The following is a 23,339-nucleotide window of genomic DNA, read 5'->3' as shown; positions in this document are numbered from 1 at the left end:
GTTGATCCTCGAAGTTCCGCACGGGTGCCGATCCCGCCGATTTCGGCAGGTCGCGCGGCGCGGAATCCGGTAGGAGAACGGGCGGGCGGATGTCGAACACGACGCTGTTCCTGATCGCCATCGTCATCATCATGCTGGCCGCGGTCCCGGTCGCCATGATGCTGAAGGATTTCCTGCCGAACATCCTGGAAAAGAGCAGCGGTCTGGAGCAGATCGAGAACCGCGTCTATGTGCTGCATGCCGAGACGCAAGAGCTGCAGAACCGCGTCAATCACCTGGTCCAGCGCCGCAACAGCCAGTCTTCCGAACGCCACCGCCTGGAAGCCGACATCCGCAAGGCGGAGAAGCAGATCAGGGATCTGACGGATCAGCCGCCGCTGTTCGTGCATGAGGTCGGCGATCCGCAGGCCGGCCTGATGAAATTCGTCGCGACCGTCACGCAGGAAAAGGCGTCCGCCGCCGCAAGGGCCGCCGGCGACCGGGGGCCGGTCAACCCCATCTGGCGCTGCGCCAACGTGGCGGAGGTATGGGCTGCCAGCTTCGACGAGGCCAAGCAGATGGTCGACGTCGCCTTTCCCTTCAAGCTGGGCTTCCAGAAGTCGTTCATGCGCGGCGACGCGCGGTCCGGCGGCTTGAAGGAGGGCGGCATGAAGGGCGGCGGGAAGGGCGGCGTGCCCCAGGCGCCGGCGACGGCGCGGACCAAGGCCGCGTCGGCCACATCCGGCGCCGCGACATGATGATCAACTTCCTCATCATCCTGGGCATCATCGCCATCGGCGCATGGCTCGGCAACGTGCTGCTTTCGGTCGAACAGCGGGTGTCGCAGGCCCGGCAGCGGGTCCGCGGCGTCCGCAACACGCTGGACAAGCTGGACGCGACCATCCACCGCCTGCACCGCGAGGAGGAGAACCTCCATGGCGAGATCGAGGATTTGGTCCGCGAGATGGTGGAACTGCGCAGGAAGCAGGTCGAGATGCAGCACCGCCTGACCGAGGCGCAGAACCGCCGCCGCCCGCAGATCCTGATCCTGACCGACCGCCGCAACCCCGGCGACAGGGAATGGCTGGTCACCATGGTGAACCAGCAGATCGGCGAGATCGACGCCGCCCACCCGCTGGCCGTCGAATGGGCACGCGGGCGCGAGTATCTGGTCTGGGCGGAGTCGGAGCGCGAGGCGGCCGAACGTGCCAGCCGGCGGTTCAGCGCAAGGCCGGGCTATCAGGTGAAGTCGGTGGCGGCGGCAAAGGAAGACCTCTACAGCGCAAGCGCCGCCCGCAACGCGGCGGCCTGACCGGAGCGGGTCGGCAAAGAGAAAGCCCTTCTCCCGCGGGGGAAGAAGGGCCTTGGAGAGCGGACGGTTCGGCCGGAAGGCTCAGCGCGCCTTGGCGGTCGCCGGGGTCTGGCGGAAGGCGTCGTGCAGGTAGGGCGACAGCGCCAGACGCATGTTGCGCAGCCATTCATGGATGATGATCAGCGACCGCGAGGCGACGGGCGGGGTCATGCCCAGCTTCACCAGATCCTCGCGGGTCATCGTCGCCACCTGATCCAGCCGGTGGCCGGTCAGGCGCGCCCAGGCGGGTGCGGCGCAGGGCGACATGGAGATCACCTGCAGCCCCTCGCGCTCCACCATCTCCGCCTTGCGGCGGGCGTACTGGCTGTCCTCCAGCTGCGAGAAGGGGCCGGAGAAGCCGTTCTCCACCAGGACGCGCTTGGCCTTGGGTGCGATGGTCGCCACCCGCTCCAGCGTGGTCATGCCGGTGGACAGCGAGGCGAGATCGACGGTCACCGGGACCATGAAGGTCAGCCGCTCGCCGTCGCCGACATAGTAGTCGAAGCCCGACACCTCGGCCCAGTTGAAGAACCACTGCGAGATGTTGCCGCCGAAATCATACAGGCGGCCGCCGCGCTGCAACTCCGGCCCGATCAGATCCCAGAACTCGTAGAAGCCGTCGCCCGACCCCATCATGTTCATGAAGTCCTGGGTGATGCGGCGGTGTTCGACCACGTCCGGGCCGAACAGGCGGGCGAGTCGCTCGTTCACCTCGTACTCGACGACCTTCAGCTGCAGGCCTTCCAGCATGGCGGTCGCCATCAGGTGATGGGACAGCAGCGTCTTGCCGACGCCGCCGCGGTCATTGAGGACGAAGATCGTGCCCAGCATGCGATCGCCTTTCCAGTGTACGTTTGTTGAGTCGTCTTGAAGCATCGGGGGGGACATCAGGGTGCCGGTGTTCTGCGCGGCCGCCGTGGACGTCGGTTGGGGAGCCGGCCGCGGGGCCGGCTCGGGTATTGGTTCCGGTATCGGCTCGGACACCGGTTCGGGAATCGGTTCGGGGGCCGGAGCCTCTTCCGCCTCGTTCTCTGAAGCGGCTTCCGGTTCCGGGGCGCCGGCTTCCGCCGCCGGTTGATCCTCGGCCTCCGCCGCCGGAGCAAACAGGCTCGGGGCAGGGGCGGGGGGTTCGGAGGAGGGTTCGGAGGCGGAGTCAGCCGATGCCGGCTCGTCTTCAGGTTCCTCATCCGGCTCCTGGACGGGAGCAGCGTCAACGGACGCCGCGGCCTCGTCGGCATGATCGGAGTCGGCAGCCTCGGCGGTTTCGGCAGCCTCTTCGGACTCTTCGTCCTCGCCCTTCAGCCCGGCCGACAGGGCGGCCTCGTGGACGGCGGCAAGCGTTTCGGCCGGCATTGCCGCGGCGGCAGCGCCATCGTCGCCGGCCGCCTCGCCGCGCCCCTCGTTCCCGACCAGGAAGAAGGCCGAACGCAGGGTTACCGGCGAAATCGGCTGGCTGTCGCGGGCGGTGATGCCCAGCTTCGCCAGCAGGTCGGAGATTTCGGCCCAGGACAGGCCGCGTTCGCGCATCAGCCCGATATCGGCATAGCTTTCGCGCACCGCCTGCATGGCGCTGCGGTTGCCAGCCGGGCGATCGGCAAGGAGCCGTTCAAGTTCCGAGCGATCGATCGACACCTTATGGGATTCCGGCAAGATGAAATGGCGGCGGGGAGCCGCCTGGACGTTGGATCACAAGGAATCCATTCCCCTGGGGCCGAAAAAATAGTACAAGCGGCCATCACGCGCAAACGGTTTCCAAACGACATCAACGGCGCTAAACATCGCTCTCCGCCATGAGGCGCCGGCCGTGACGTTGCGGCAACTTCGCCGACGCTCGGCGGACCGCGCCATGACGTTAGGCAGTTGGAACAGCGGCAGTTGGAAGCACGGCTTTCGGAACCGCCGTCCGGTTGCGCGGTTTGCAGTACGGGCGTCCGGCTGTTTTCGTCGCGGCGTGTGTTGTCACTGGGCTGGGCTTGGAACCGGGGTTGGGCAGGATGCCTCACGATTTTGGTTCATCACGGAACCGGCGCCCCGCACTGGGGGCGGGAATCGGTTTCCACGAGCTGCGGCAGGCCTGCGAGATCTCGGCGTTGCGCGAAGATCTGGAAAGGCTGGCCCATGAGGCGGGCGCGTTGCGTGACGGTGTGGAACAGGCCGTCGAGAATGTCCGCGACCGGTTTGCCGCCCTGAGCGCGGAGGAAATGGCCGATCCCATGGTCCTGGCCCCGCTGCTGCAACTCGCGGTGACCACCTTGCTGGAGATCCGCGAGCAGGCGCGGCAGCTCAACACCCGCACCGGCCCGCTGGCCGACGATGAACGCCCCTCCTGGCTCGGGGCCGCAGAGGCGCCACGCCTGCGCCCGTCCACGTCGCCGCCCGCCTGGGACGAGGAGTGGGATGAGGCATGGGATGAGGAAACGCCGCCGGCCCGGCCCCAGCCAATGGACTCCGTTCCGCCAGCCGACCGGCCGGCCGCACCACCGCCGGATCGGCTGACCGATCTGCCGGCCCGGCCGTCTCAAAGGGCGTTGGCGGCACCGACCGCGCCGGCGCCAATGGTCGAGCCATTCCGACCGGCAGCGGACCCGTCCACACCGCCGCCGGCAGTTTCATCCGCGGCGCCCATCCCACCGGCCGACACCCCGGCCGCATGGCTCGCCGGCGAACCGGCTCCGCCGCCGCTGCCGTCAAGGGCGAATGCGGCGCGCAGTGCCGGAACCGGCAGGCCGCGCCCGTCCGGCGGCATCGACTGGCTCGGCCCGGCAGGACGCTGACCATCTCCTTGGCATCGCCGCCCAAGGCTCACCGACTCGAGGTGATGCGTTTCTGCACCCATTGGCGAAAAAGGTCGGATTCTGAACGATTGATCTTGCAAATTCGGGGTGTTGTAGTACAAACGGCCTATTGGTAAACATAATTTTACCAAAATTCGCCGCTTATTGCTCAACGCCACGGATCCGGAGGTCGGTCGCATGCTCAGGATCGACACCATCGCCAAACCGCAGTCGACCTACCGCACCCGCGCACCCGGCCAGCCGTTGCGCGTGATGGTGGTGGAGCATGACATGGCCGCCGCCGATGCTCTGGCGGCGGTGGTCAGCGACCTTGGCCACACCCTGTGCGGCATGGCTCGGACCGAGGCGGAGGCCGCAGAACTCGCACTGCGCGAACGGCCGGATCTGGCGCTGCTCGATGTCCGGCTCGGCGGCGGCGACGGCATCGCGGCGGCCCGGCGGCTGAAACAGGACCATGGCCTGCGCTGCATCTTCCTGTCCGGCAACAGCGACCACGGCACCATGGCCCGCATCACCGAGACCTATCCGCTCGGCGTCGTCCACAAGCCTTTCTCCCATGCCCAGTTGAAAGTGGCGCTCGATCTGGCGGCGCGGCGTCTGCGCTGACCGGATACCGGCGCCACCTCGAAGGAAACGGTTTTCCGGCGCCTGCTGCTCTGCTATATTTGTTCATGGAGTGTTCTGGTCCGGGACGGCAGGGCGAGTGCGCCTGTCCGGAGATAGCCGGGGCATTTCCGACGGCGGTTGACCGGCGTCGGTCCCTCGTGCTTCGTTGCGCGGGACCGGGGGGATGGTCGCCATTGAACAGCCGGCCCTGCGAATGGGAACCCTCGGCATCTGGATGCCTCCGCCGGGCATCCTGATGGGTCGGCATGGATGCTGGGACACTCGCGCTTAGGAGCAACGAGCGATGAATGTTTGGACGTTTACGGGACGCCTGGGCGCGGACGGCGAATTGCGCACGACCCAGAGCGGCGAGAAGGTGCTGGGCTTCCGCGTCGCCAACGACGTCGGCTTCGGCGATCGCAAGACGACACAGTGGGTCGATTGCTCCATCTGGGGCCGCCGCGCCGAGTCGCTCGCTCCGCACCTGACCAAGGGCAAGAGCGTCGTCGTGTCGGGCGAAGTGACGCTGCGCGAGTATGAGAAGCGCGACGGCACCCGCGGCGCCGGCCTGTCGGTCCGCGTGGCCGAGATCGACTTCACCGGCGGCGCCCGTGAAGAGGGTGGCGGCGGCAGCTATGGCGGCGGCGGTGGCGGCTACGAATCGCGTGGCGGCGGCAGCGGCGGCGGCGGCGGCTATGGTGGTGGCAGCGGCGGGGGCAATTACGGCGGTGGTTCGTCGGGCGGCCGCAGCGGCGGCGGCGCTCCGCCCCGTCACGAGGATCTCGACGACGAAATCCCCTTCTGAGAACGGCCCAAGACGGTCGTGCAAGGCTTCCTGCCTGAAGCCTTTGCGTTCACTACGACTTCCCGGTTTCGCGGTTCACCGGCTATGGTTTCTTTCCGCCTGTGAGCTTCCTGCCGGGAAATCCGGTAAAGAATGGCACGGCTTCCGGTCCGCATGATCGTAATGGAGGGGGAGCGACTTCCCCTCCTGAACGGTCCATACGCCGTGCTTTTCTTCCGACCGAACCCTCGACTGCTGACGATCACGTTGGATCGGATCAGAACAGGCCGAGGGCGCCGGCGTTGCGATACAGCATGTAGGCCGCCACAGCGAACAGCACTCCGGCGAAGATGTTGGTCAAAGCGCCCTTGCGTGTGGACAATCGCACCGCGGCCTTCATGCCCGCGAATCCGCCGACCACGCCGCCGGCGATGAACAGCGCCGCCACCGTCCAGTCGACCAGCCCCGAAAGCGCGTAGTTTGCCGCCGTGGTCAAGCCGAAGGCGCCGACCGAGAACAGCGAAGAGCCGATCGCGTTGAGCATGGCCATGCCGCTGCCGAGCAGGAGGCCGGGGACGATCAGGAAGCCGCCGCCGATCCCGAAAAAGCCCGACACCGCGCCGGTCAGGAAACCGATGACGACAAGCCGCGCGGCGATGGTCTTGTCGATATGCACATCGGGGTCGCCCTCGCTCCCGCGCTTCCTCAGCATGGAAACGCCGACGACGATCATCACCAGCGCGAACAGGAACAGCAGGCTCTCGCCGTTGACCGCCTTGCCGATCGTCGAGCCGACCAGCGCACCGACCACCCCGGACGCGGCGAAGGTCGCCGCACACGGCCACTTCACCGTCCCGGCCCGGGCGTGCTGGGCCAGGTTGGCGAAGGCGTTCGCGGCGACCGCCAGGGCGCTGGTGCCGATGGCGGCGTGCGGGTCCGACACGCCCACGACGTAGAGCAGCAGCGGCACGGCCAGGATCGATCCGCCGCCCCCGATCAGCCCGAGGGAAAAGCCGACCAGCGATCCGGACAGGACCGTGAGAAACTCGAACATCGGAATCATTCCCGTCTGGGCCAGGTCACGCGGCGGTGACGCGGCGCATGCGGACGGCCTGCATCAGATCATGGGCGCCGATTCCAACCAGCATGGCGGCCACGAACAGCCACGCTCCGGAAGTTCCCAAACTGAGCGCGGCGAGCGCCGGGCCGGGGCAGTAGCCGACCAACCCCCAGCCGACGCCGAACAGGATGGCTCCCGCCACCAGCCGACGATCAACGGCCGTCGCGGTCGGGCCCTGGAAGGCGGGGGCGACCAGCGGCCTCCCGCGTCGGCGTGCGACGGTGTAGCCGATCGCCGCAACGGGAATTGCCGCGGCCATCACAAAGGCGAGGCTCGGATCCCAGGAGCCCGCCACATCGAGGAAGTCCAGCACCTTGGCCGGGTCGATCATGGAGGACACCGTCAGGCCCAGGCCGAACAGCAGGCCGGATGCGAGGGCGACAAGCAGGGCGGGCATGACGGTCAAACTCCGATCAGGTGGCGGGTGACGAAGACGGTCACGACGGCGCTGGCCATGAAGAGGCCGGTGGCAGTCAGGGAGCGCAGCGACAGCCGGGCCAAGCCGCAGACGCCGTGACCGCTCGTGCAGCCGCTGCCGAGGCGCGTGCCGAAGCCGACCAGCAGACCTGCGGCGATCAGAAGGGCGGGACTGCCGACATCCGTCGGGGCGGGCAGTTCACCGGCGACCGCACCGTAGATCAGCGGTGCCGCCATCAGGCCGGCCAGGAAGACGGCGCGCCAGGCGAGGTCGCCGGACCGCAAGGCGAAGAGCCCGCCGAGAATGCCGCTAATCCCGGCGATCCGGCCTTTGGCGACCCATAGGAGGGCCGCGGAGGATCCGATCAGAAGGCCGCCAAGGGCGGCCGAAGCAGGCGTGAAGTTTTCCATGGGTGTCAAAGGTCCGGATTGGGCCGTCACTCGGGGCGAGGATCGGCGCAGAACAGGCGGTAGAGTTCGGCAAGGACGGGGCGGACCCGGTCTGAGCCGATTCGGTAGAAAATGGCCGTGCCGTCCCGGCGGGTCGCAACAAGTCCTTCCTCGCGCAGCCTCGCCAGGTGCTGGGACAGGTTGGACTGCGAAAGACCGAGACGCCGGACGAGTTCGCCGACCGGCAGTTCGCCTTCGAGCAGCGAGCACAGAATCATCAAGCGATGGCGGCTCGCAAACGAGCGCAGGAACGCCTCGGCCTCGGTTGCGCGGGCTTCCAACTCGGCTGGATCCATCGGCAGGTCGTTAGGCGGCGCGTCGTGCGACGTGTTCGACATATTTCACCATTTTCTAATTTAGGCTTAATTGATATATTGAGCCGGGCCACCTGTTCAAGCGGTAAAGGGAACGGTCCCGTCAGACCAACCAGGAGGTTTCCATGAAGCCCGACGTCTTGCCGCTGTTCGACGAGGCGACCAACACAGTCAGCTATGTCGTCGTCGATCCCGACACCCGCGCCGCTGCCCTGATCGACAGCGTGCTCGACTTCGACCCGAAGTCCGGCCGCACCGCGACCGCCTCGGCCGACCGCATGATCGCGCTCGTACGCGAGCGCAGCCTTGCCGTGGAATGGATTCTGGAGACGCATGTCCACGCCGACCACCTGTCGGCGGCGCCCTACCTGAAGGAAAAGGTCGGTGGCCGCATCGGCATCGGCGAACATATCCGCGAGGTCCAGAAGGTGTTCCGCGCCCTGTTCAACATGGAGCCCGGCTTCGTGGCCGACGGGCGGCAGTTCGACCACCTGTTCTCCGATGGCGAGCGGTTCCGGATCGGCCGGTTGGAGGCGCGGGCCATCCACACGCCCGGCCATACCCCGGCGGACATGACCTACCTGATCGGCGACGCGGCCTTCGTCGGCGACACCCTGTTCCAGCCCGACTACGGCACGGCGCGATGCGACTTCCCGGGCGGCGACGCCCACGCCCTGTTCCGCTCGATCCGGCGAATTCTCGCCCTGCCATCCGAAACGCGGGTCTTCACCGGCCATGACTACAAGGCTCCGGGACGCGACGAATACGCCTGGGAGAGCACGGTCGCGGAACAGCGGGCGCGCAATGTCCACGTCCGGGACGGTATCGGCGAGGAGGAGTTCGTGGCGCTCCGCACGGCCCGCGACCGGACATTGGACATGCCGAAGCTGATCCTGCCCTCGGTCCAGGTGAATGTGCGTGCCGGGCAGTTGCCCCCGGCCGAAGGGAACGGAAAACGCTACCTCAAGATCCCCCTCGACGCCCTGTGAGACGGTCGGGCGGAAGCGGTCCGCAGCAGCGGTTGTCTTCCTACGTCTTCCTGGCGTCCACAGACTGTATGAAGTTCGCCTTCGTTTCCGGCGTCCCGAACTGGAAGCCCGTCCCCTCGGCCTTGGCCGCCGCCTCGTCGCCGGACTGTCCCTTGCCGCGGGCGACATGCAGGAAGGTGAGGAGACCGGCGCGGCGCCCCGACGCGCAGTGGACGGCGACCGGACCCGGCAGGCGCGCGACCTCCCGGTCGAAGCGTTCGGCGTTGTCCTCGTTCATCATGTCCTGGGGGGAGACGGGAATGCTCAGATAGGCGAGGCCGTTGCTCCGGGCGATCTCCCCCTCCTTGTCCGGCGACAGCACCTCGTCCTTCTCGCCGGGGGCGCGCAGGTTCACGAGCGAGCGGAATCCCTCGCGGGCCAGTTCCCCGACACGGTCGGCGGTCGGCGGCGTCATTTCGATGGTGAAGCGGTCGTCCACCTTCAAGCGGTCCGTCATGCGATGCTCCGTTGGTGTGGGGGGCGGGGTTGGAGCCCGGCCCGACAACTCAAGCCGCGGGCAGGTCGGGTGGATCATGCCACGGCGCCGCCCCTGGCCCCGGCGCGTGGACGGCGCCGCAGGCAGGCGCGGCGCCGTCATGCCCTGAAAACATCAGGACGGTCTGATGCGTTCCCCGAGGTCTTGGTCCGACATGCCGACCGGGCAGACCACCGCTTGGCGGCGCTCCCTCCACTCCCACGCGACCGCCGCCCCGGTGACGGCGGCGCCGACCATGGCCAGATGAAGGCGGTACGGCTCGAAGTAGGCGAGCAGCAGATCCGCCCCGAAGACCAGCAGCAGGAGCTTGTTGCAGGTGGGACAGGCAATCCCGAGGAACGCGACGACACTGCCCAGCCCGGCGCCGCGGAGTGAGCACATCGGCCGCCGGATGGCCACATAGACCCCGACCAGCACCGCCTGGATGGCAAGCAGCCAGACCTCGAACCCCTGGGTCGGCGTCATGCGGATGAACACGGGGTTCGGCCAGACGGCGGTGACGGTCCCCAGCGCCAGGAAGGTCAGGACGGCCCCAGTGACACCGCGCAGGACACGAGGCGGCGCCAAGGGATTGTCGGCGGGAATCATGACGAGCGCTCCATGTCGGTTCAGCCCTGCTCGCCGCTGCGCTTCTTGGTGCGCACATCGGCGACGATCTCTTTCATACCCTTCAGGTCGAGGCCGCCGGGAACGAGATAGCTGCCGATGACGAAGGCCGGGGTACCCTGGAGTTTCAGCATGGCCGCCTGTGCGGACGCCTGCTTGAAGGCTTGGTCCACCTGGGCAGCGCGCTCCTTCAAATCCCGCTCGGCCCGCGCCAGGTCGAGACCGGCCTCGCTGGCCGCCTTGCGGATCTTCTCCTCGTCGAGGCGCCCGGAAATGCTCATGAAGGCGTGATGGACCTGCTCGTAGCGGTCCTGCCAGCGCGCGGCGAGCGCGATCTTGGCGGCGTAGATCGAGGACGCGCCGAACACCGGCCAGTGCTTGTGGACCACCCGGACGTTCTTGTCCTCGGCGACCAACTGCTCGAGGAAGGGGTGGACCCTGCGGCACACCGGGCATTGGTAGTCGAAAAACTCGATCACCGTCACGTCGCCCTGCGGGTTGCCCAGGACCACCGCGCTGGGGCCGTGGGTCAGGTCGTCCGGGCCGAGTTCCGCGACCATCACGCCCGAACAGGCCGAGCTAAGATCTGCGTGAACCCTTGTCCACCGAACCAGGGCAAGATCACTGCGGCGAGCGCCCCCGCTGGTGACGGTCAAAGAGCATACTTTGGAGGCACCCATGACGGCAGCGAACGGACTGATTGTTCAATCGAGTTCATTTGGGCCGAAGGAAACTATTGACCGGCTGGTTGCGGCAATCGCCCGCGCTGGCATGACCGTGATGGCGCGTATTGACCACGCCGCCGCCGCTGAGAAGGCCGGGCTCGCGCTACGCCCGACCGAGGTGCTGGTGTTTGGCAACCCGAAGGTGGGAACCCCGCTGATGCAGGCCGTCCCGACCTTGGCCATTGACCTGCCGCTGAAAGCGCTGGTCTGGCAGGACGATGCAGGAAAGACGTGGCTGGCCTGGAATGATCCCGCCTGGATTAAGGACCGCCATGGCGGAGCCGCCGCCATGGACGAAACCCTCGCGGCGATGTCCGCCGCGCTCACCATGATGGCTGGCAGGGCTACGACAGCAGGAGAAGATTAAAGCTAACCGGCGGTCCCGACGATCTGACGCTGGATATCTGGACGCCGGAGCCGAGTGCCAAGGGGGTGCCCGTCATGGCCGGATTCCCGGCGGCGCCTTCTTTCGCGCAGATGCCGGCGAACAGGCCTATGACGGCACGGGTTTCGCAGCCGATGGCATCGTAGTGGTGACGGTAAACTATGCGACGTCGAGCCTCGTCGCCGATCCAGCGAAGGCAACACGCAGCCTGTGGAAGGATATCGCGTTTTGACGAATGAGCGGTCGCAGAAGGCTTGATCGCTTGCCTGGACGCATGGATCTGTGTCGCATCCCGGCCAATTCAGCGTCGATGTCGCTTCTTTGTCGACCGATCCGGCCCAATAGAGCTGCTGTGCGCGAGGGCGACGTACTGGTGCTCTGGGAAATTTGGCTGGGGCGGCAGGATTCGAACCTGCGAATGGCGGTACCAAAAACCGCTGCCTTACCACTTGGCGACGCCCCAACCGGCGCGGCGATCAACTCGTGTCGCCGGAAGGAGCGGCACCATAATCGGAAGCCCCGCCGAACGCAACAGGCTGTTTTCGGAAAATTCTCCCCGCGGAACCGGCTTTGCGAAAGGTCAGCGCCCCTCCCGGCGCCACGCCATCAGAAGGCCGCCCAGCACCAGGGCCAGCACCGCACCGACCGGCAGCAGCGGCACCTCCGTCACCCCGGTCACCGTATAGTCGCCATTGGCTCGCAGGCCGATCCAGCCGGAGCCGCTCTGGCTGCGGTCGGCCTGGGTGCGGCGCACCTCGATGCCGGGATTGGGACCGCTGTCGGTGTCGGTGATCCACTGGATGCCGCCGCCGGTCGCCTCGGACACCGGCTGCATCCGGTCGCCGGTGGACCGCACATCGGCCAGCTCCGGCGTGTTGACCGCGCCCACCACGGCCAGCGTCGTCCGCTCCCCGTCGGAGATGCGGTAGATGCCGGGGGCGCTGGCCGTCACCGTGGCGACCGCGCGGCCGGTATTGTCGTCCGCCAACTGCAGCGTGCTGGTCTGGTCGGATGGGTCGGTGAGCGTGACCGAGCGCGGGTCCGGGGTGAGGGAACGGCGTTCCACCGTGATGCGGTTGCCGTCCACGCGGGCGCGCAGGTCGTTCTCCTCCAGCTCCGGTTCCTTCATCAGCCAATGGGCAAGGCGGCGCAGAAGCTCCGCCTGCGGGCCGCCGCCTTCGAAGCCACGGCTCCACAGCCAGATCTGGTCGGAGGCGAGCTGCGCCACCCGGCCCTTGCCGACGCGGTCCAGCAGAAGAAGCGGGCGGTTGTCGGCCCCCTGCATCACCACGGTGCCGCCGTTGGGGGCGACGTCGACCTGATGGAACCAGCGGCCCCAGGTCGGCGGCGCATCCACCCGGTCGCCGGGCAGGCCGGCGGTCACCGGATGGCGACGGCCGATTTCGGTGACGGTCGGCAGGAAGGGCTGATTCACCGTCTGCCCGCTGGGGGCGGCGGGGAGGATGGATCCCAGCGGCGTGCGGTAGAGCGACAGCGGCGAGGCATAGCCCTGGCCCGACGCCTCCAGCAGGGCGCCGCCCTTGCGGACATAGTCGGCGATGTTCTCCAGATACATCTGCGGCAGCACGCCACGGCGGCGGTAGCGGTCGAAGATGATGAGGTCGAACTCATCGAGCTTCACCTCGAACAGCTCGCGGATCGGGAAGGCGATCAGCGACAGCTCTCGGATCGGCGTGCCGTCCTGCTTCTCGGGCGGGCGCAGGATGGTGAAATGGACCAGATCGACCGCCGGGTCGGCCTTCAGCAGGTTGCGCCAGGTGCGCTCGCCGGCATGGGGCTCGCCGGAAACCAGCAGAACGCGCAGCCGGTCGCGCACGCCGTTCACCACCACCGCGGCGCGGTTGTTGGCAAGCGTCAACTCCTGCTTCGCCGGTTCCACCTCCAGTTCCAGGACATTCTGCCCGCCATGGGTGACCGGCAGGTCGATCCGCACGTCCTGGCCCACCGGAATGCGGAGCGTGCCCGGCGCGCCGCCGTCCTGGCGCAGGGTCACCGCGGCATCGGGGGATTGGCGTCCGGGCATGTCGTCGACGCGGATGGTCAACTCCACCGACTTGCCGACGAGGCCGTAATTGGGCGCCTGCACGATGGCGATGCGCCGGTCGCCCTCGTTGCGGTCGCCGGTCAGCAGGGTGTGGACCGGGCCGATGTCGGCCAGCTTGTCCGGCACCTGCGGAACGTCATGCACCTGACCGTCGGTGATGAAGACGGCGCCGGCCATGCGGCGGCGCGGAACGTCGGCCATGGCCCGGTTCAGCGCGTCGAACAGATGCGTCTCGTTGATGGCGCCGCCGTCCTCCGCCCCTTCGGCGGTACGGACCACGCGCACCTCGAGATCGTCGAAGCGCTTCAGCCGTTCGGTCAGCTGCTCCACCGCACGGTCGGTGCGGGCGCGGCGGTCGCCGATCGCCTGGCTGGGCGAATCGTCCACCACCACGACGGCCACATCCTTGATCGGGTCGCGCTTTTCCTGCACCAGCGACGGGTTGATCAGCGCCAGCGCCAGCACGGTCACCGCCAGCAGGCGGAGCAGCGTGCCGCGCGCCCGGCGCAATGCGGCGATCAGCACCACCAGCAGGGCGAAGCCGATCAGGGCGCCCAGCACCGGCCAGGGCAGCAGCGGCGCCAGAGCCACGGAAAGTCCGGAGAGCAGATCGACGGGCATTACTGGCCGAACCTTTCCAGGATGGCGGGCACATGGACCTGATCGGCCTTGTAATTGCCGGTCAGGGCGTACATCACGACATTCACGCCGAAGCGATAGGCCATCTCGCGCTGGCGCTCGCCGCCGGGAATGACCGCGTACATCGGCTGGCCGTTGCGGCTGACCGCCCAGGCGGAGGCCCAGTCGTTGCCGCCGATCACGACGGAGGAGACGCCGTCATTGGCCGGCCCCTCCCGCGCTTCGATCCACAGCTGGCCGCCGGCCTGCCGTCCGGGGAAATCGGTCAGCAGGTAAAAGGACTTGCGCAGCACATGGTCCTGCGGCACCGGAGCCAGCGGCGGGATGTCCAGCCCCTCGACCAGACGCTGCAGGGCGCCGGAACCACCGCCCGGCGCCTGGTCGCGGGTGTCGAACAGGATGGTGCCGCCATTGCGCATGTACTCGTTCACCCGCTGGCGCGCCTGATCCGACAGCGGCCTCTGCCGGTCCGAGACGGGCCAGTAGAGCAGGGGATAGAAGGCCAGTTCGTCCCGCTCGGGATCCACGCCGACCGCTCCCGCCGCCTCCACCGCCGTGCGCAGGCCGAGCACACTGACCAGCCCCTCCAGCCCGGCGCGGGAGGTGTCGTCGACGCCGCTGTCGCCGGTCTGGACATAGGCGAGATAGGTTTCCGCCGTCACCTTGATCGCGTTGTCCTGATCCTGCGCCCTCACCGGCTGCGGCGCGGCGGCGATTGCGGCCGCCAGCAGAATCGCGGCCGACGCGCCGCCGGCCCCGCGGCGCAGGCTGGGCATGCGCAGCAGGCCGCGGAGCGCCAGCGCGATCAGCAGGTCGATGGACAGCAGGGCCAGCGCCGCGGCCAGCAGCAACGGCTTCAAGGGAACCTCGCCCCGGCTGCCGAAGCCGCCGCGGCCGATGCCGGCCGGCATGGGCGGCAGCGGGTCGATGGTGGTGACGGCGGAGGACAGGTTCAGGGCGCGGCGGGCGTCGTCGGTCCCATAGAAGCCCGGCGGGTGGCGCGGCCCGATCACGTCGGCGCCGGCATTGCCGGCAATGGGGAAGGCGGTGGGCGGCGGCGGCACCAGCCGGCCGGTGCCGTCCAGCACCTCGACCGGGTCGAGCGAGGTGGTCGCCGCGGTGCCCGTCACGCCGCCGCTGAGCGCCACCAGCCGGCGCAGCATGTCGACATACAGGCCCGATAGCGGCAGGTTCGACCAGTCCGGGTTGGCCGTGGTGTGGACCAGCACGATCCAGCCGTCCCCGCGCTTCTGCGAGGTGACGAGCGGCGTGCCGTCTGCCAGACGCGCCCAGGTGCGGTCGGCCAGATCCAGCGCCGGTTCGGCCAGGACCTGCCGGTTGACCTGCACATCGGCGGGAATCGCCAGCCCCTCGAAGGGCGACTTGGCCGGGAAGGGCTGCAGCCGCGCCGGCTCCGACCAGGACAGGGCGCCGCCCAGCGCACGGTCGCCGATGCGCAGCCGCACCGGCACCAGCGTGTCGGCATGCTGGGCCAGACGCGGCCCGGCGAAGCGCAGCAGCACGCCGCCCTTCTTCACCCAATCCTCGATGTCCTGCACCTCGCTGCCGGTCAGGGCGCCGATGTCGGACAGGATCAGCACCGCGAGATCGCGCTTCAGCAGGTCCAGCGTGTCGCCGCGCCGCACCTCGTTGTAGGGCGACAGGGCACGCTCGAGGTAATAGAGGTCCGAAAGCAGCGGCTGGCTTTCCCCCTCCGACCGGCCGGAAACCAGCCCGACCGGGCGGCGGCGCCAGCGCTCGTCCAGCAGCACGGTGGCGCCGGCGGTGGTGTCTCCCTCCACCCGCAGGGCCGCGGCGTCATTGCGCAGTTCGGTGGGCACGTCCAGCCGCACCTCCCGCATCTTCTGGCCGGGCTCGAAGGCCACGGTCTGGCGGGTCAGCAGCCGGCCGTCGGCGGCGGTGAGGCGGACGGTCACCGGCTCCGGCCTGGACGGGTCGGCGCGGACGACGCGGGCGGTCAGCACCGTGCCCTCGCTCGACGGCGGAAGCAGCAGGTGCGGCGGGCGTTCGGTGGAATCGTCGAGCACGTCGGCGGAGCCGAGGCGCTGCAGCCCGGCGGCGAGCGCCGCGGCACGGCCGTCGCCGACACCGTCGCTCAGCCACACCGCATGGATGGAGCCGCGACCGTTCGCCTGCGCCTCGACCGCCTTGAGCGCCTCCAGCGCCGCGGCGCGGTCGGTGGGCCAGGGCAGGGGGGCGAGCGCCTGGGCCAGCCGGCGGGCCTCGGCGGCGGGCAGGACGGCGCTGGCATGGATCGGCTGGCCGTCGGCCGCCGGCGCGGTGGGCAGCAGGATGACCGGGCGCTCCTGGCGCTCGGCCTGGGCGATCAGTTCGTCCATCATGCGCTTGCGCGTCGGCCAGTCGCGGCCGGCGGCCCAGCCATTGTCGACGACCAGCAGGAGCGGCCCGCCGCCCGGCAGCGCCGCCCGCGGGTTCAGCAGCGGCCCCGCCAGCGCCAGGATGATCAACGCCGCCACGATCAGGCGCAGCAGCAGAAGCCACCAGGGCGTGCGGGCCGGCGTCTCCTCCTGCGCGGTCAGGTCCCGCAGCAGGCGGATGGCCGGGAACTGGACCGCGCGCGGCGCCGGCGGCGTGACGCGCAACAGCCACCACAGGACCGGCAGGGCAGCCAGTGCGGTCAAGACCCAGGGGGCGGCGAAGGCGATCGGTCCGAGACCCAGCATTGGCGCGACTTTACGAGGGGGAGGGGATCGGCCGCACGAGCCACGAGGGCCTGCGGCCGCGAGCGATGGTCATTCCGGCGCAGGCGGAGATCCAGAGCTTGGGCCGCATGGCGCCGCGGGCAAGCCTGGAGCCCCGCCGGTGCGGGGATAACGGAAGGTGCGGGGAAGGGATCCCCGGCCGCCGCGTCACACCGCCTCCATCGCCATCGCACCCCAGAGGGTGAGCAGCGCCGATTGCGGGGAGCGGTCGGTGCGGTGGACGGCGAAGCTCCAACCCGCGGTGCGGGCCAACGCGGCCAGACCGTCCTGCTGTGCCTTCAGGCGTTCGCGGTAGGCCTGGCGCACCGCCTCGACACGGGGGACCAGCAGATGCTGTTCGCCCTCCAGGCCGTGGAAATCGACGCGCCCGTCATAGGGCAGCGTCTCTTCCGCCGGATCGAGGATCTGGACAAGATGGCCGCGCAGGCCGCGCCCGGACAGTCCGGCGACGGCGGCGTGGATTTCGGGAAGGGGGGATAACAGATCGCCGAACAGCACGGTCTGGGCATGGCGGGGCAGGGGCTCCACCTGCGGCAGGGGATCCGCCGACGCGGCGGCGCGCGGGTCGGTCATCATCCGGGCAATGCGGTCGATGGCGGTCTTGCCATGGTCGGGCCGCACGCCGCTGTTCAGCAGCGCCACCCGCTCGCCGCCGCGCGCCAGCAGCACTGCGGTGGCGAGGGTCAGCAGGTCGGCCCGCTCGCGCTTGGTCGGCAGGCCGGAGGCGGAGCGGAAATCCATGGAGGGCGAACGGTCGCGCCACAGCCAGACGCTCTGCGCCGCCTCCCATTCGTTCTCGCGCACATAGACCGGCTGGGTCTTGGCCGACTGGCGCCAGTCGATCATCGACGGCGCGTCGCCGGGCTGGTAGCGCCGGAACTGCCAGAAGGTCTCGCCCAGTCCGACGCGGCGCCGGCCGTGCACGCCCTGGGCGACGGTGGCCGCCACCCGTTCCGCCGCCACCAGAAGCGGGGGGAGGGCGGAGGCCAGCTCCTCCGCGCGGTGCCGGGCGAGCAGCGTCGCCGCCGCCGGGGTCTTCTGCTGTGGGGCTGGACTGCGCGGCATCGCGGCTCCGCTCCGAAGGGGTCACATCAGGGGGGCACAGAGGCGGTCGATGACGTCGTCCAGCGTCACCCCGTCGGCCCGCGCGGCGAAGTTCAGCGCCATGCGGTGCTTCAGGATCGGCTTGGCAAGCGCCACCACATCGTCCAGCGAAGGCGACAGCCGCCCGTCCAGAACCGCGCGGGCGCGGGCGGCGAGCATCAGCGACTGGCTGGCGCGCGGGCCGGGGCCCCAGGCGACGTGCTGGCGCACCTCCATCAGCTCCGACATCTCCGGCCTGCCGCGGCGCACGAGGTCGAGGATGCCGTCGACCACTCCCTCGCCCACCGGAACGCGGCGGACGAGGCGCTGCGCCGCCAGCAGGTCGGCGGCGGACAGCACCGTCACCGCGCGCTCGTCGGCGGAGCCGGTGGTGGCGATCATCATCCGGCGTTCCGCCTCGCGGTCAGGGTATTCGACGTCGATCTGCATCAGGAAGCGGTCGAGCTGGGCCTCCGGCAGCGGATAGGTGCCCTCCTGCTCCAACGGGTTCTGGGTCGCCAGGACGTGGAAGGGCTGGGGCAGGGGATGGTACTGGCCGGCGACCGACACGCGATGCTCCTGCATCGCCTGCAGCAGCGCCGACTGGGTGCGCGGGCTGGCGCGGTTGATCTCGTCCGCCATCAGAAGCTGGCTGAACACCGGGCCGGGGATGAAGCGGAAGGACCGGCGGCCGTTGTCGCCCTCCTCCAGCACTTCGGAGCCCAGGATGTCGGCGGGCATCAGGTCGGGCGTACACTGGATGCGCTTCTCGGCGAGTCCCAGCACGATGCCCAGCGTTTCCACCAGCCGCGTCTTGGCGAGGCCGGGAACGCCGATCAGCAGCACATGGCCGCCCGCCAGCAGAGTGACCAGCGTGCGGTCGATCACCTCCTGCTGGCCGAAGATCACGCGGCCGATGCGGTCGCGGACGGAGGCCAGCCGGTCGCCCAGCGCCTCGATCTCCTCCATCAGCCGTTGCGGGTCCTCCGGCACGGGTGGCTGCCCCCTCAGGATGTCCTGTGCGCTCAAGGTCTGCTGCTCCCCCGATGATGGGCCCGATGACGGGCTGGCCCCGGAATGGGCCGGTTCGGCGTGGCAGTCGCGGTCGTCCGCGACGGGAAACACGGGATCCGCATGGTTGGCCCTGTTCCTGCGCGTTGTCGACACCCATTTTCCGGATCCTGCTGCCGGACCGGGTGGGACCGGCGGACCATTGGAGTGGACCTAACGGTCGAGTGTGGCGAAAATACGCATGTTCGGGGACAAAACGGTTCCCAATCCCATGAAGGTCGGTAACGCGATGGCGAAAGACAAGCGCGCAGATGGGCCAACCGTATCGGATGCACCGCTGGATGTTCCGGCGGCGCTGGGGCGCACTCCGACGTTGGAACAGTACGACATCCGCATTGCGCGTGACGGGACCTGGTTCCACAATGGCGATCCGATTCGTCGGATCGAGTTGGCGAAGCTGTTCTCAACCGTCCTCAGGCGCGAGGACGATGGCGAATACTGGCTGGTCACGCCGGTCGAGCGCGGCCGGATCGTGGTGGAGGATGCACCCTTCGTCGCGGTGGAGATGACGGTGACGGGCAGCGGAGCCGATCAGGTCCTGACCTTCCGCACCAACCTCGACCATCAGGTCGAAGCCGGCCCCGACCATCCGATCCGGGTGGCCGAAAACCCTGCAACCGGGGAGCCGGCACCCTACATCCAAATTAGAAGCCGGCTGGAGGCACGTATCCTGCGGCCCGTGTTTTACGACATGGTGGAGCGCAGCGAGACGCGCCGCTCCGAAAACGGCGAGTCCGAGGTGGGTCTATGGAGCAACAAGGTCTTCTTCGCGCTGGGCAAGCTGCCTGGCGATTGAGCCTGGAGGAGGTTCGCCGGCGTTTTCCGGCCATGAGCGACGATGCGGCGGTGGAGAACGCGGTCCGGTCGAACCGGATGGCGCCGAAACACGCGGCCAAAATCCGCGGCGACCATGATCTGAACCCGGATTTGGGGCCGCCGGACACCCTGCGCGAGGCGGCGGTGCTGGTTCCCCTGGTCGACCGGCCGGAGGAATTGACCGTCATCTTCACCCAGCGCACCGCGACGCTGAGTTCGCATGCAGGGCAGATCAGCTTCCCCGGCGGCCGGATGGAGCCGGAGGATAATGGTCCCGAGGACACCGCGTTACGCGAAACGGCGGAGGAGATCGGGCTTGAGCGCGGCCGGATCGAGATCGTCGGCCGGCTGGACACCTATGTCACGCGCACCGGATTCCGGGTGACGCCGGTGGTGGGGGTGGTGACGCCGCCCTTCATCCTGACGCCCGACCCGACCGAGGTGGCGGAGGTGTTCGAGGTGCCGCTGTCCTTCATCCTCGACCCGTCCAACCCCCAGCGCCACAGCCGCGAGTTCCTGGGCAAGCCGCGCTGGTTCTACGCCTTTCCCTATCCGCAGCGCTACATCTGGGGGGCGACCGCCGGCATGCTGGTCAACCTGCGCGACGTGCTGGGCGCCGCCGCGCGCGAGGCCGGGGAGGGCGGCTCCTCGTCGGGTGCCCCCTGACCGGCTGCTGACGGTGGTGGATCGGACCCTGGGAATCGGATAGCGTCGCGCGCCATGACCGTCGCCGCACGCCTGTCGCCCCAGCCCTGGATGACCGCGCCCGAAAGCCGGGCGGTGTTCGCCGCCCTCGACGCCGGCGGCGCCGACGCGCGCTTCGTCGGCGGCTGCGTGCGGGACGCGTGGCTGGGCCGGCCGGTGAAGGACATCGACATCGCCACCCATGCGCCGCCGGAACGGGTGATGGAACTGCTGGAAGCCGCCGGCATCCGCGTCATCCCGACCGGCATCACCCATGGCACCGTCACCGCGCTGTGCGGCGGCAAACCCTATGAGATCACCACGCTGCGGCGCGACGTGGAGAATTTCGGCCGCCATGCCCGCGTCGAGTTCACCGACGATTGGGTGGAGGACGCCGCCCGCCGCGACCTGACGATGAACGCGTTGAGCTGCACGCCGGACGGCGCGATGTTCGATCCCTTCGGCGGTTTGGCCGATCTCGCCGCCGGGCGCGTCCGCTTCGTCGGCGAGGCGCGGCGGAGGATCGAGGAGGATGTGCTGCGCCTGCTGCGCTTCTTCCGCTTCCATGCCCATTACGGCCGCGGCGAACCCGATGCCGAGGCGATGGCGGCCTGCCGTGAACTGGCGCCGCGCCTGCCGACGCTGTCCGGCGAGCGGGTGCGGGGCGAGCTGTTCCGCCTGCTGACCGCACCCTGCGCGGCGGCGGTCTGGCGGCTGATGATGGGGCAGGGGATCATGGTCCATCTGCTGCCGGAAGCGATGGACACCGGCCGGCTGGACCGGCTGATCGCGGTGGAGCGCGACCTGGGCGTCACGCCCGATCCGACCCGCCGGCTCGCCGCGGTGCTGGACAGCGACCGGCCGGGAGCGCTCCGCGCCGCCGAAGCGCTCCGGCTGTCGAACCGCGAGCGCGACCGGATGCTGGCGCTTGTCGAGCCGCCGGTGGCGCTGGCGCCGTCCGACGACCGCAAGACGCTGCGCCAGGGGCTTTACCGCATCGGCGACGGCGAGCTGTTCGGCGACCTGCTCATGATGGCCGCCGCCATCCATGGTGGCCCGCTCGACCTCATGGCCCTGCGGAGGGCGCTGGAAGTGGCCGGCGACCTGCCGGACCTGCGCCTGCCGATCGCCGGCCGCGACCTGCTGGATCTCGGCATCCCGCGCGGCCCGGCGGTCGGCGAGATGCTGAAACGGGTTGAGGGCTGGTGGATCGCCGAGGACTTCCGGCCCGGCCGCGACGCCTGCCTGGAGATGGCGCGCGGCCTGCGCGATCAGGCGTCCGGACGCTCGGCATAGCGGCGGCAGTGTTCCAGATAGGCCGCCTCATGGCCGACGATCAGGTCAACGATGCTGGACCACAGCCAGGACGGCGCGTCGAGGCTCTTGGTGCGGTTGCGCGCCAGCTCGCCGCGCCATGATCTGCGCGTCGCCTCGTCCATCTGGCGGGCATGCGCCTTGCCGACCACGGCGGCCAGAAAGAAGGCGACGTGGGTCGCTTCCTCCCGCGTCAGGTGGTCGAAGTCGAGTTTGATGTCCTGCGGCAGCAGTTCACGCAGGAAAACGGCGCGGTCGAGCAGGCGGGCAGGGCGCATGCGGTCGCCGAGATGGGGCGAGAGATTCTCCGCGCCGGCGACCACGCGCTCGGCATTGTCGCGCGGCATTCCGGTCCTGGAGACACGCGGCGCGGCGGCCTGCACCGCTTCCTTGATGTCAATCAGGCTGAGGCCACCCTCATCGTAATGGCCCTCGCCGACGCCGAGCAGCACCGCGATCCGCAGCCGGCCCAGCGAACTGCAGCCCTTCACCCAATAGGCGGCGTCGAGAAGCTCGATCCAGTCATTGTCATCGCGGGAGTGCAGGGCGGTCACCAGACGGCGCACCTGATCCTTGCGGAAAAGCTCCTCCACCTCCGCACGCTCATCGTCGGTCAGCGGCCAGAAACGCTTGCCGAGCGGGATGGAAGGCCGGATGTCCTTGATGCGGTCCCTGGCCAGATGCTTCCAGGTGCGGCCGATGGCCTCCCGCATGCCGACGCGGACGACCGACGGCTTCTTGCGCACGGCATCGCCGCCGAGTTCGCCGTCCAGGGTCATCATATAGCCTTCGATCATCTGCTCCAGCATCAGCGCCGTGGTGACGCCGGGCAGGTCCGAACCGCGCGCGGCGGTGGCGAGCGACAGGCCGAGCCGGATCAGGTCATGGGCCGGGTTGCCGATCACGGTCTGATCGACGTCGCGAATCTGGATGCCGATCCGGCCCTTGGCGTTGGCAACCGGTCCCAGATTGCCGACATGGCAGTCGCCGCAGATCCAGACCGGCGGACCGTCCGGGATTCTGCCGCCGGATTCCTCCAGCCATTCGTAGAACTTCACCGTGCTGCCGCGCACATAGGCGTGGGCGGATTCCGCCATCTTGTGATTCCGGCGCCGGGCCAGAATCTCCTGGCGCTGGTCAGGCTGGGTGGGCAGGTTTTTCGGCGACATGGGCCATCCGCTGATCCGAAGGGGCGAGGCCGGACATGGGCAACGCGGGGGAGGTCCGCCATGGGGCATCCGGGCGAGCCTCAACGACCCAGCCATGCAGGATCTTCAGGGGGTGCTACGGCGCCTACAGACAAAAAACACATAAGCAAGATTATGGAAATTAAATGGGAGCGGGGTGGTTCCGATCTTGCGAATTCGAAAGCAAGAACCGGATAGCCGGTCATGGCCCATGTTCGCAATTCTCGGGCAGTTCATCGCAACGGAGGTCGGACATGGGACAGCTCGATGGAAAGATCGCAATCGTCCCGGGCGCCAGTTCCGGGATCGGCCGCGAAACGGCGCTGCTGTTCGCCGAGCATGGCGCAAAGCTGGTCCTCGTGGCACGCGGCGTCTCAACGAACTGATGCGGCTGGTGCAGGAAATCCGGGACGGAGGCGCCGAAGCCGTCGTGGTGGCCGGCGACGTCAAGGACTCCGATGTCGCGCGAAGCGGTCGCGGTCATCATGCGGCGGTTCGGCGGTCTGAATGTCGCCTCCAACAATGCCGGCACCACCGGGCGCGCAGACCTCGATCCCCGACATGACGGCGGAGAATTGCCATCAGGGTGATCGACACCAATCAGCGCTTTATCTGGCGTCGGACGCCTCCAGCTTCACCACCGGCGCGGCGCTTCCGGTGGATGGTCGCGGTTTCCATCA

General features: G+C 68.8%; 24 protein-coding genes and 1 tRNA gene. 11 read left to right on the top strand and 14 right to left on the bottom strand.

Going from position 1 to position 23,339, the window contains the following annotated elements; genetic code table 11:
- Positions 1-89 precede the first annotated feature (89 nt).
- On the top strand, positions 90-737 hold the full coding sequence (locus DM194_RS04580) for a hypothetical protein (RefSeq protein WP_111066134.1): 648 nt from the start codon (positions 90-92) through the stop codon (positions 735-737).
- Positions 734-1,291 carry a hypothetical protein gene (locus tag DM194_RS04575; RefSeq protein ID WP_111066133.1) on the top strand — a complete coding sequence of 186 codons (558 nt, stop codon included), beginning with the start codon at positions 734-736 and terminating at the stop codon, positions 1,289-1,291. The genes DM194_RS04580 and DM194_RS04575 overlap by 4 nt, the downstream gene beginning before the upstream one ends.
- Positions 1,292-1,372: 81 nt before the next feature.
- Here the strand turns inward: DM194_RS04575 and DM194_RS04570 are convergent, their stop codons facing one another.
- Positions 1,373-2,962 (bottom strand): hypothetical protein, encoded by a 1,590-nt coding sequence (locus DM194_RS04570; protein ID WP_111066132.1) that lies wholly within the window; start codon positions 2,960-2,962, stop codon positions 1,373-1,375.
- A gap of 458 nt (positions 2,963-3,420) precedes the next feature.
- Between DM194_RS04570 and DM194_RS04565 the strand changes: the two genes are divergently transcribed.
- The 3 genes from DM194_RS04565 to DM194_RS04555 all read left to right on the top strand — a co-directional run bounded on the left by DM194_RS04565 (position 3,421) and on the right by DM194_RS04555 (position 5,536).
- Complete coding sequence (locus DM194_RS04565; RefSeq protein WP_246024290.1) at positions 3,421-4,104, top strand: hypothetical protein; 684 nt, start codon at positions 3,421-3,423, stop codon at positions 4,102-4,104.
- 198 nt (positions 4,105-4,302) lie between these two features.
- Positions 4,303-4,731, top strand: a complete 429-nt coding sequence (locus DM194_RS04560) for a response regulator (protein ID WP_111067752.1) — start codon at positions 4,303-4,305, stop codon at positions 4,729-4,731.
- Positions 4,732-5,035: 304 nt separating this feature from the next.
- Positions 5,036-5,536, top strand: coding sequence for a single-stranded DNA-binding protein (locus DM194_RS04555; protein WP_111066131.1), 501 nt, complete (start codon positions 5,036-5,038; stop codon positions 5,534-5,536).
- A gap of 256 nt (positions 5,537-5,792) precedes the next feature.
- Here the strand turns inward: DM194_RS04555 and DM194_RS04550 are convergent, their stop codons facing one another.
- From DM194_RS04550 to DM194_RS04535, 4 genes are read right to left on the bottom strand one after another with little or no spacing between them, the layout of a single operon-like run.
- Positions 5,793-6,569 carry a sulfite exporter TauE/SafE family protein gene (locus DM194_RS04550; RefSeq protein WP_211110605.1) on the bottom strand — a complete coding sequence of 259 codons (777 nt, stop codon included), beginning with the start codon at positions 6,567-6,569 and terminating at the stop codon, positions 5,793-5,795.
- A 25-nt stretch (positions 6,570-6,594) separates the two neighbouring features.
- Positions 6,595-7,032, bottom strand: coding sequence for a YeeE/YedE family protein (locus DM194_RS04545; protein WP_111066129.1), 438 nt, complete (start codon positions 7,030-7,032; stop codon positions 6,595-6,597).
- A gap of 5 nt (positions 7,033-7,037) precedes the next feature.
- Entirely contained in the window at positions 7,038-7,463 is a 426-nt protein-coding gene (locus DM194_RS04540) for a YeeE/YedE family protein (RefSeq protein ID WP_111066128.1), read from the bottom strand.
- A 26-nt stretch (positions 7,464-7,489) separates the two neighbouring features.
- Entirely contained in the window at positions 7,490-7,840 is a 351-nt protein-coding gene (locus DM194_RS04535) for an ArsR/SmtB family transcription factor (RefSeq protein WP_111066127.1), read from the bottom strand.
- Positions 7,841-7,941: 101 nt separating this feature from the next.
- Here DM194_RS04535 and DM194_RS04530 point away from each other — a divergent pair, with 101 nt between their 5' ends.
- Positions 7,942-8,805, top strand: a complete 864-nt coding sequence (locus DM194_RS04530; RefSeq protein WP_111066126.1) for an MBL fold metallo-hydrolase — start codon at positions 7,942-7,944, stop codon at positions 8,803-8,805.
- A gap of 40 nt (positions 8,806-8,845) precedes the next feature.
- On the opposite strand, the gene DM194_RS04525 is transcribed toward DM194_RS04530, so the two are convergent.
- From DM194_RS04525 to DM194_RS04515, 3 genes are all read right to left on the bottom strand, one after another.
- Entirely contained in the window at positions 8,846-9,301 is a 456-nt protein-coding gene (locus DM194_RS04525) for a protein tyrosine phosphatase family protein (RefSeq protein WP_162629960.1), read from the bottom strand.
- 153 nt (positions 9,302-9,454) lie between these two features.
- Complete coding sequence (locus tag DM194_RS04520; protein ID WP_111066124.1) at positions 9,455-9,928, bottom strand: hypothetical protein; 474 nt, start codon at positions 9,926-9,928, stop codon at positions 9,455-9,457.
- 20 nt (positions 9,929-9,948) lie between these two features.
- On the bottom strand, positions 9,949-10,506 hold the full coding sequence (locus tag DM194_RS04515) for a DsbA family protein (protein ID WP_162629959.1): 558 nt from the start codon (positions 10,504-10,506) through the stop codon (positions 9,949-9,951).
- 118 nt (positions 10,507-10,624) lie between these two features.
- Here DM194_RS04515 and DM194_RS04510 point away from each other — a divergent pair, with 118 nt between their 5' ends.
- Positions 10,625-11,038 carry a DUF302 domain-containing protein gene (locus DM194_RS04510; RefSeq protein WP_111066122.1) on the top strand — a complete coding sequence of 138 codons (414 nt, stop codon included), beginning with the start codon at positions 10,625-10,627 and terminating at the stop codon, positions 11,036-11,038.
- Between the two features lie 406 nt (positions 11,039-11,444).
- Here DM194_RS04510 and DM194_RS04500 read toward each other — a convergent pair.
- The 5 genes from DM194_RS04500 to DM194_RS04480 form a co-directional block, all read right to left on the bottom strand.
- Positions 11,445-11,519 (bottom strand) — tRNA-Gln (locus DM194_RS04500).
- 117 nt (positions 11,520-11,636) lie between these two features.
- A complete protein-coding gene (locus tag DM194_RS04495; RefSeq protein WP_111066121.1) occupies positions 11,637-13,742 on the bottom strand; it encodes a hypothetical protein in 2,106 nt (701 codons plus the stop codon).
- Positions 13,742-16,465 carry a DUF4159 domain-containing protein gene (locus tag DM194_RS04490; protein WP_111066120.1) on the bottom strand — a complete coding sequence of 908 codons (2,724 nt, stop codon included), beginning with the start codon at positions 16,463-16,465 and terminating at the stop codon, positions 13,742-13,744. The genes DM194_RS04495 and DM194_RS04490 overlap by 1 nt, the downstream gene beginning before the upstream one ends.
- Before the next feature lie 186 nt (positions 16,466-16,651).
- Entirely contained in the window at positions 16,652-17,569 is a 918-nt protein-coding gene (locus DM194_RS04485; RefSeq protein ID WP_111066119.1) for a DUF58 domain-containing protein, read from the bottom strand.
- Positions 17,570-17,590: 21 nt separating this feature from the next.
- Positions 17,591-18,556 carry an AAA family ATPase gene (locus tag DM194_RS04480; RefSeq protein ID WP_176581399.1) on the bottom strand — a complete coding sequence of 322 codons (966 nt, stop codon included), beginning with the start codon at positions 18,554-18,556 and terminating at the stop codon, positions 17,591-17,593.
- A gap of 283 nt (positions 18,557-18,839) precedes the next feature.
- Between DM194_RS04480 and DM194_RS04475 the strand changes: the two genes are divergently transcribed.
- Genes DM194_RS04475 through DM194_RS04465 form a run of 3 tightly spaced genes read left to right on the top strand, consistent with a single transcriptional unit; the run spans position 18,840 to position 21,454 of the window.
- Positions 18,840-19,454 carry a DUF1285 domain-containing protein gene (locus tag DM194_RS04475; protein WP_246024289.1) on the top strand — a complete coding sequence of 205 codons (615 nt, stop codon included), beginning with the start codon at positions 18,840-18,842 and terminating at the stop codon, positions 19,452-19,454.
- A 32-nt stretch (positions 19,455-19,486) separates the two neighbouring features.
- The gene (locus tag DM194_RS04470; RefSeq protein WP_111066117.1) at positions 19,487-20,140 is read left to right on the top strand and encodes a CoA pyrophosphatase; all 654 of its coding nucleotides are present in this window, start codon (positions 19,487-19,489) and stop codon (positions 20,138-20,140) included.
- A gap of 54 nt (positions 20,141-20,194) precedes the next feature.
- Positions 20,195-21,454 (top strand): CCA tRNA nucleotidyltransferase, encoded by a 1,260-nt coding sequence (locus tag DM194_RS04465; RefSeq protein WP_111066116.1) that lies wholly within the window; start codon positions 20,195-20,197, stop codon positions 21,452-21,454.
- Here DM194_RS04465 and DM194_RS04460 read toward each other — a convergent pair.
- Positions 21,430-22,641: a DUF2252 family protein gene (locus DM194_RS04460; RefSeq protein ID WP_111066115.1), complete on the bottom strand. Its 1,212-nt coding sequence runs from the start codon at positions 22,639-22,641 to the stop codon at positions 21,430-21,432. The two genes, DM194_RS04465 and DM194_RS04460, sit on opposite strands and share 25 nt — an antisense overlap.
- A gap of 272 nt (positions 22,642-22,913) precedes the next feature.
- On the opposite strand from DM194_RS04460, the gene DM194_RS28605 reads away from it, so the two are divergent.
- Positions 22,914-23,045 (top strand): SDR family NAD(P)-dependent oxidoreductase, encoded by a 132-nt coding sequence (locus DM194_RS28605; RefSeq protein ID WP_246024288.1) that lies wholly within the window; start codon positions 22,914-22,916, stop codon positions 23,043-23,045.
- Positions 23,046-23,339 lie beyond the last annotated feature (294 nt).

The organism is Azospirillum ramasamyi (genome assembly GCF_003233655.1).
Taxonomy (GTDB): domain Bacteria; phylum Pseudomonadota; class Alphaproteobacteria; order Azospirillales; family Azospirillaceae; genus Azospirillum; species Azospirillum ramasamyi.
Note: the sequence above shows the minus strand (reverse complement) of the source record. Positions and strands in the feature narration are given on the sequence as shown.

Coding starts and splice junctions, on each gene's coding strand:
- DM194_RS04580 (WP_111066134.1), top strand. CDS start 90: ATGTCGAACACGACGCTGTTCCTGATCGCCATCGTCATCATCATGCTG.
- DM194_RS04575 (WP_111066133.1), top strand. CDS start 734: ATGATGATCAACTTCCTCATCATCCTGGGCATCATCGCCATCGGCGCA.
- DM194_RS04560 (WP_111067752.1), top strand. CDS start 4,303: ATGCTCAGGATCGACACCATCGCCAAACCGCAGTCGACCTACCGCACC.
- DM194_RS04555 (WP_111066131.1), top strand. CDS start 5,036: ATGAATGTTTGGACGTTTACGGGACGCCTGGGCGCGGACGGCGAATTG.
- DM194_RS04550 (WP_211110605.1), bottom strand. CDS start 6,569: ATGTTCGAGTTTCTCACGGTCCTGTCCGGATCGCTGGTCGGCTTTTCC.
- DM194_RS04545 (WP_111066129.1), bottom strand. CDS start 7,032: ATGCCCGCCCTGCTTGTCGCCCTCGCATCCGGCCTGCTGTTCGGCCTG.
- DM194_RS04540 (WP_111066128.1), bottom strand. CDS start 7,463: ATGGAAAACTTCACGCCTGCTTCGGCCGCCCTTGGCGGCCTTCTGATC.
- DM194_RS04535 (WP_111066127.1), bottom strand. CDS start 7,840: ATGTCGAACACGTCGCACGACGCGCCGCCTAACGACCTGCCGATGGAT.
- DM194_RS04530 (WP_111066126.1), top strand. CDS start 7,942: ATGAAGCCCGACGTCTTGCCGCTGTTCGACGAGGCGACCAACACAGTC.
- DM194_RS04525 (WP_162629960.1), bottom strand. CDS start 9,301: ATGACGGACCGCTTGAAGGTGGACGACCGCTTCACCATCGAAATGACG.
- DM194_RS04520 (WP_111066124.1), bottom strand. CDS start 9,928: ATGATTCCCGCCGACAATCCCTTGGCGCCGCCTCGTGTCCTGCGCGGT.
- DM194_RS04515 (WP_162629959.1), bottom strand. CDS start 10,506: ATGGTCGCGGAACTCGGCCCGGACGACCTGACCCACGGCCCCAGCGCG.
- DM194_RS04510 (WP_111066122.1), top strand. CDS start 10,625: ATGACGGCAGCGAACGGACTGATTGTTCAATCGAGTTCATTTGGGCCG.
- DM194_RS04495 (WP_111066121.1), bottom strand. CDS start 13,742: ATGCCCGTCGATCTGCTCTCCGGACTTTCCGTGGCTCTGGCGCCGCTG.
- DM194_RS04490 (WP_111066120.1), bottom strand. CDS start 16,465: ATGCTGGGTCTCGGACCGATCGCCTTCGCCGCCCCCTGGGTCTTGACC.
- DM194_RS04485 (WP_111066119.1), bottom strand. CDS start 17,569: ATGCCGCGCAGTCCAGCCCCACAGCAGAAGACCCCGGCGGCGGCGACG.
- DM194_RS04480 (WP_176581399.1), bottom strand. CDS start 18,556: ATGGAGGAGATCGAGGCGCTGGGCGACCGGCTGGCCTCCGTCCGCGAC.
- DM194_RS04475 (WP_246024289.1), top strand. CDS start 18,840: ATGTTCGGGGACAAAACGGTTCCCAATCCCATGAAGGTCGGTAACGCG.
- DM194_RS04470 (WP_111066117.1), top strand. CDS start 19,487: ATGAGCGACGATGCGGCGGTGGAGAACGCGGTCCGGTCGAACCGGATG.
- DM194_RS04465 (WP_111066116.1), top strand. CDS start 20,195: ATGACCGTCGCCGCACGCCTGTCGCCCCAGCCCTGGATGACCGCGCCC.
- DM194_RS04460 (WP_111066115.1), bottom strand. CDS start 22,641: ATGTCGCCGAAAAACCTGCCCACCCAGCCTGACCAGCGCCAGGAGATT.
- DM194_RS28605 (WP_246024288.1), top strand. CDS start 22,914: ATGGGACAGCTCGATGGAAAGATCGCAATCGTCCCGGGCGCCAGTTCC.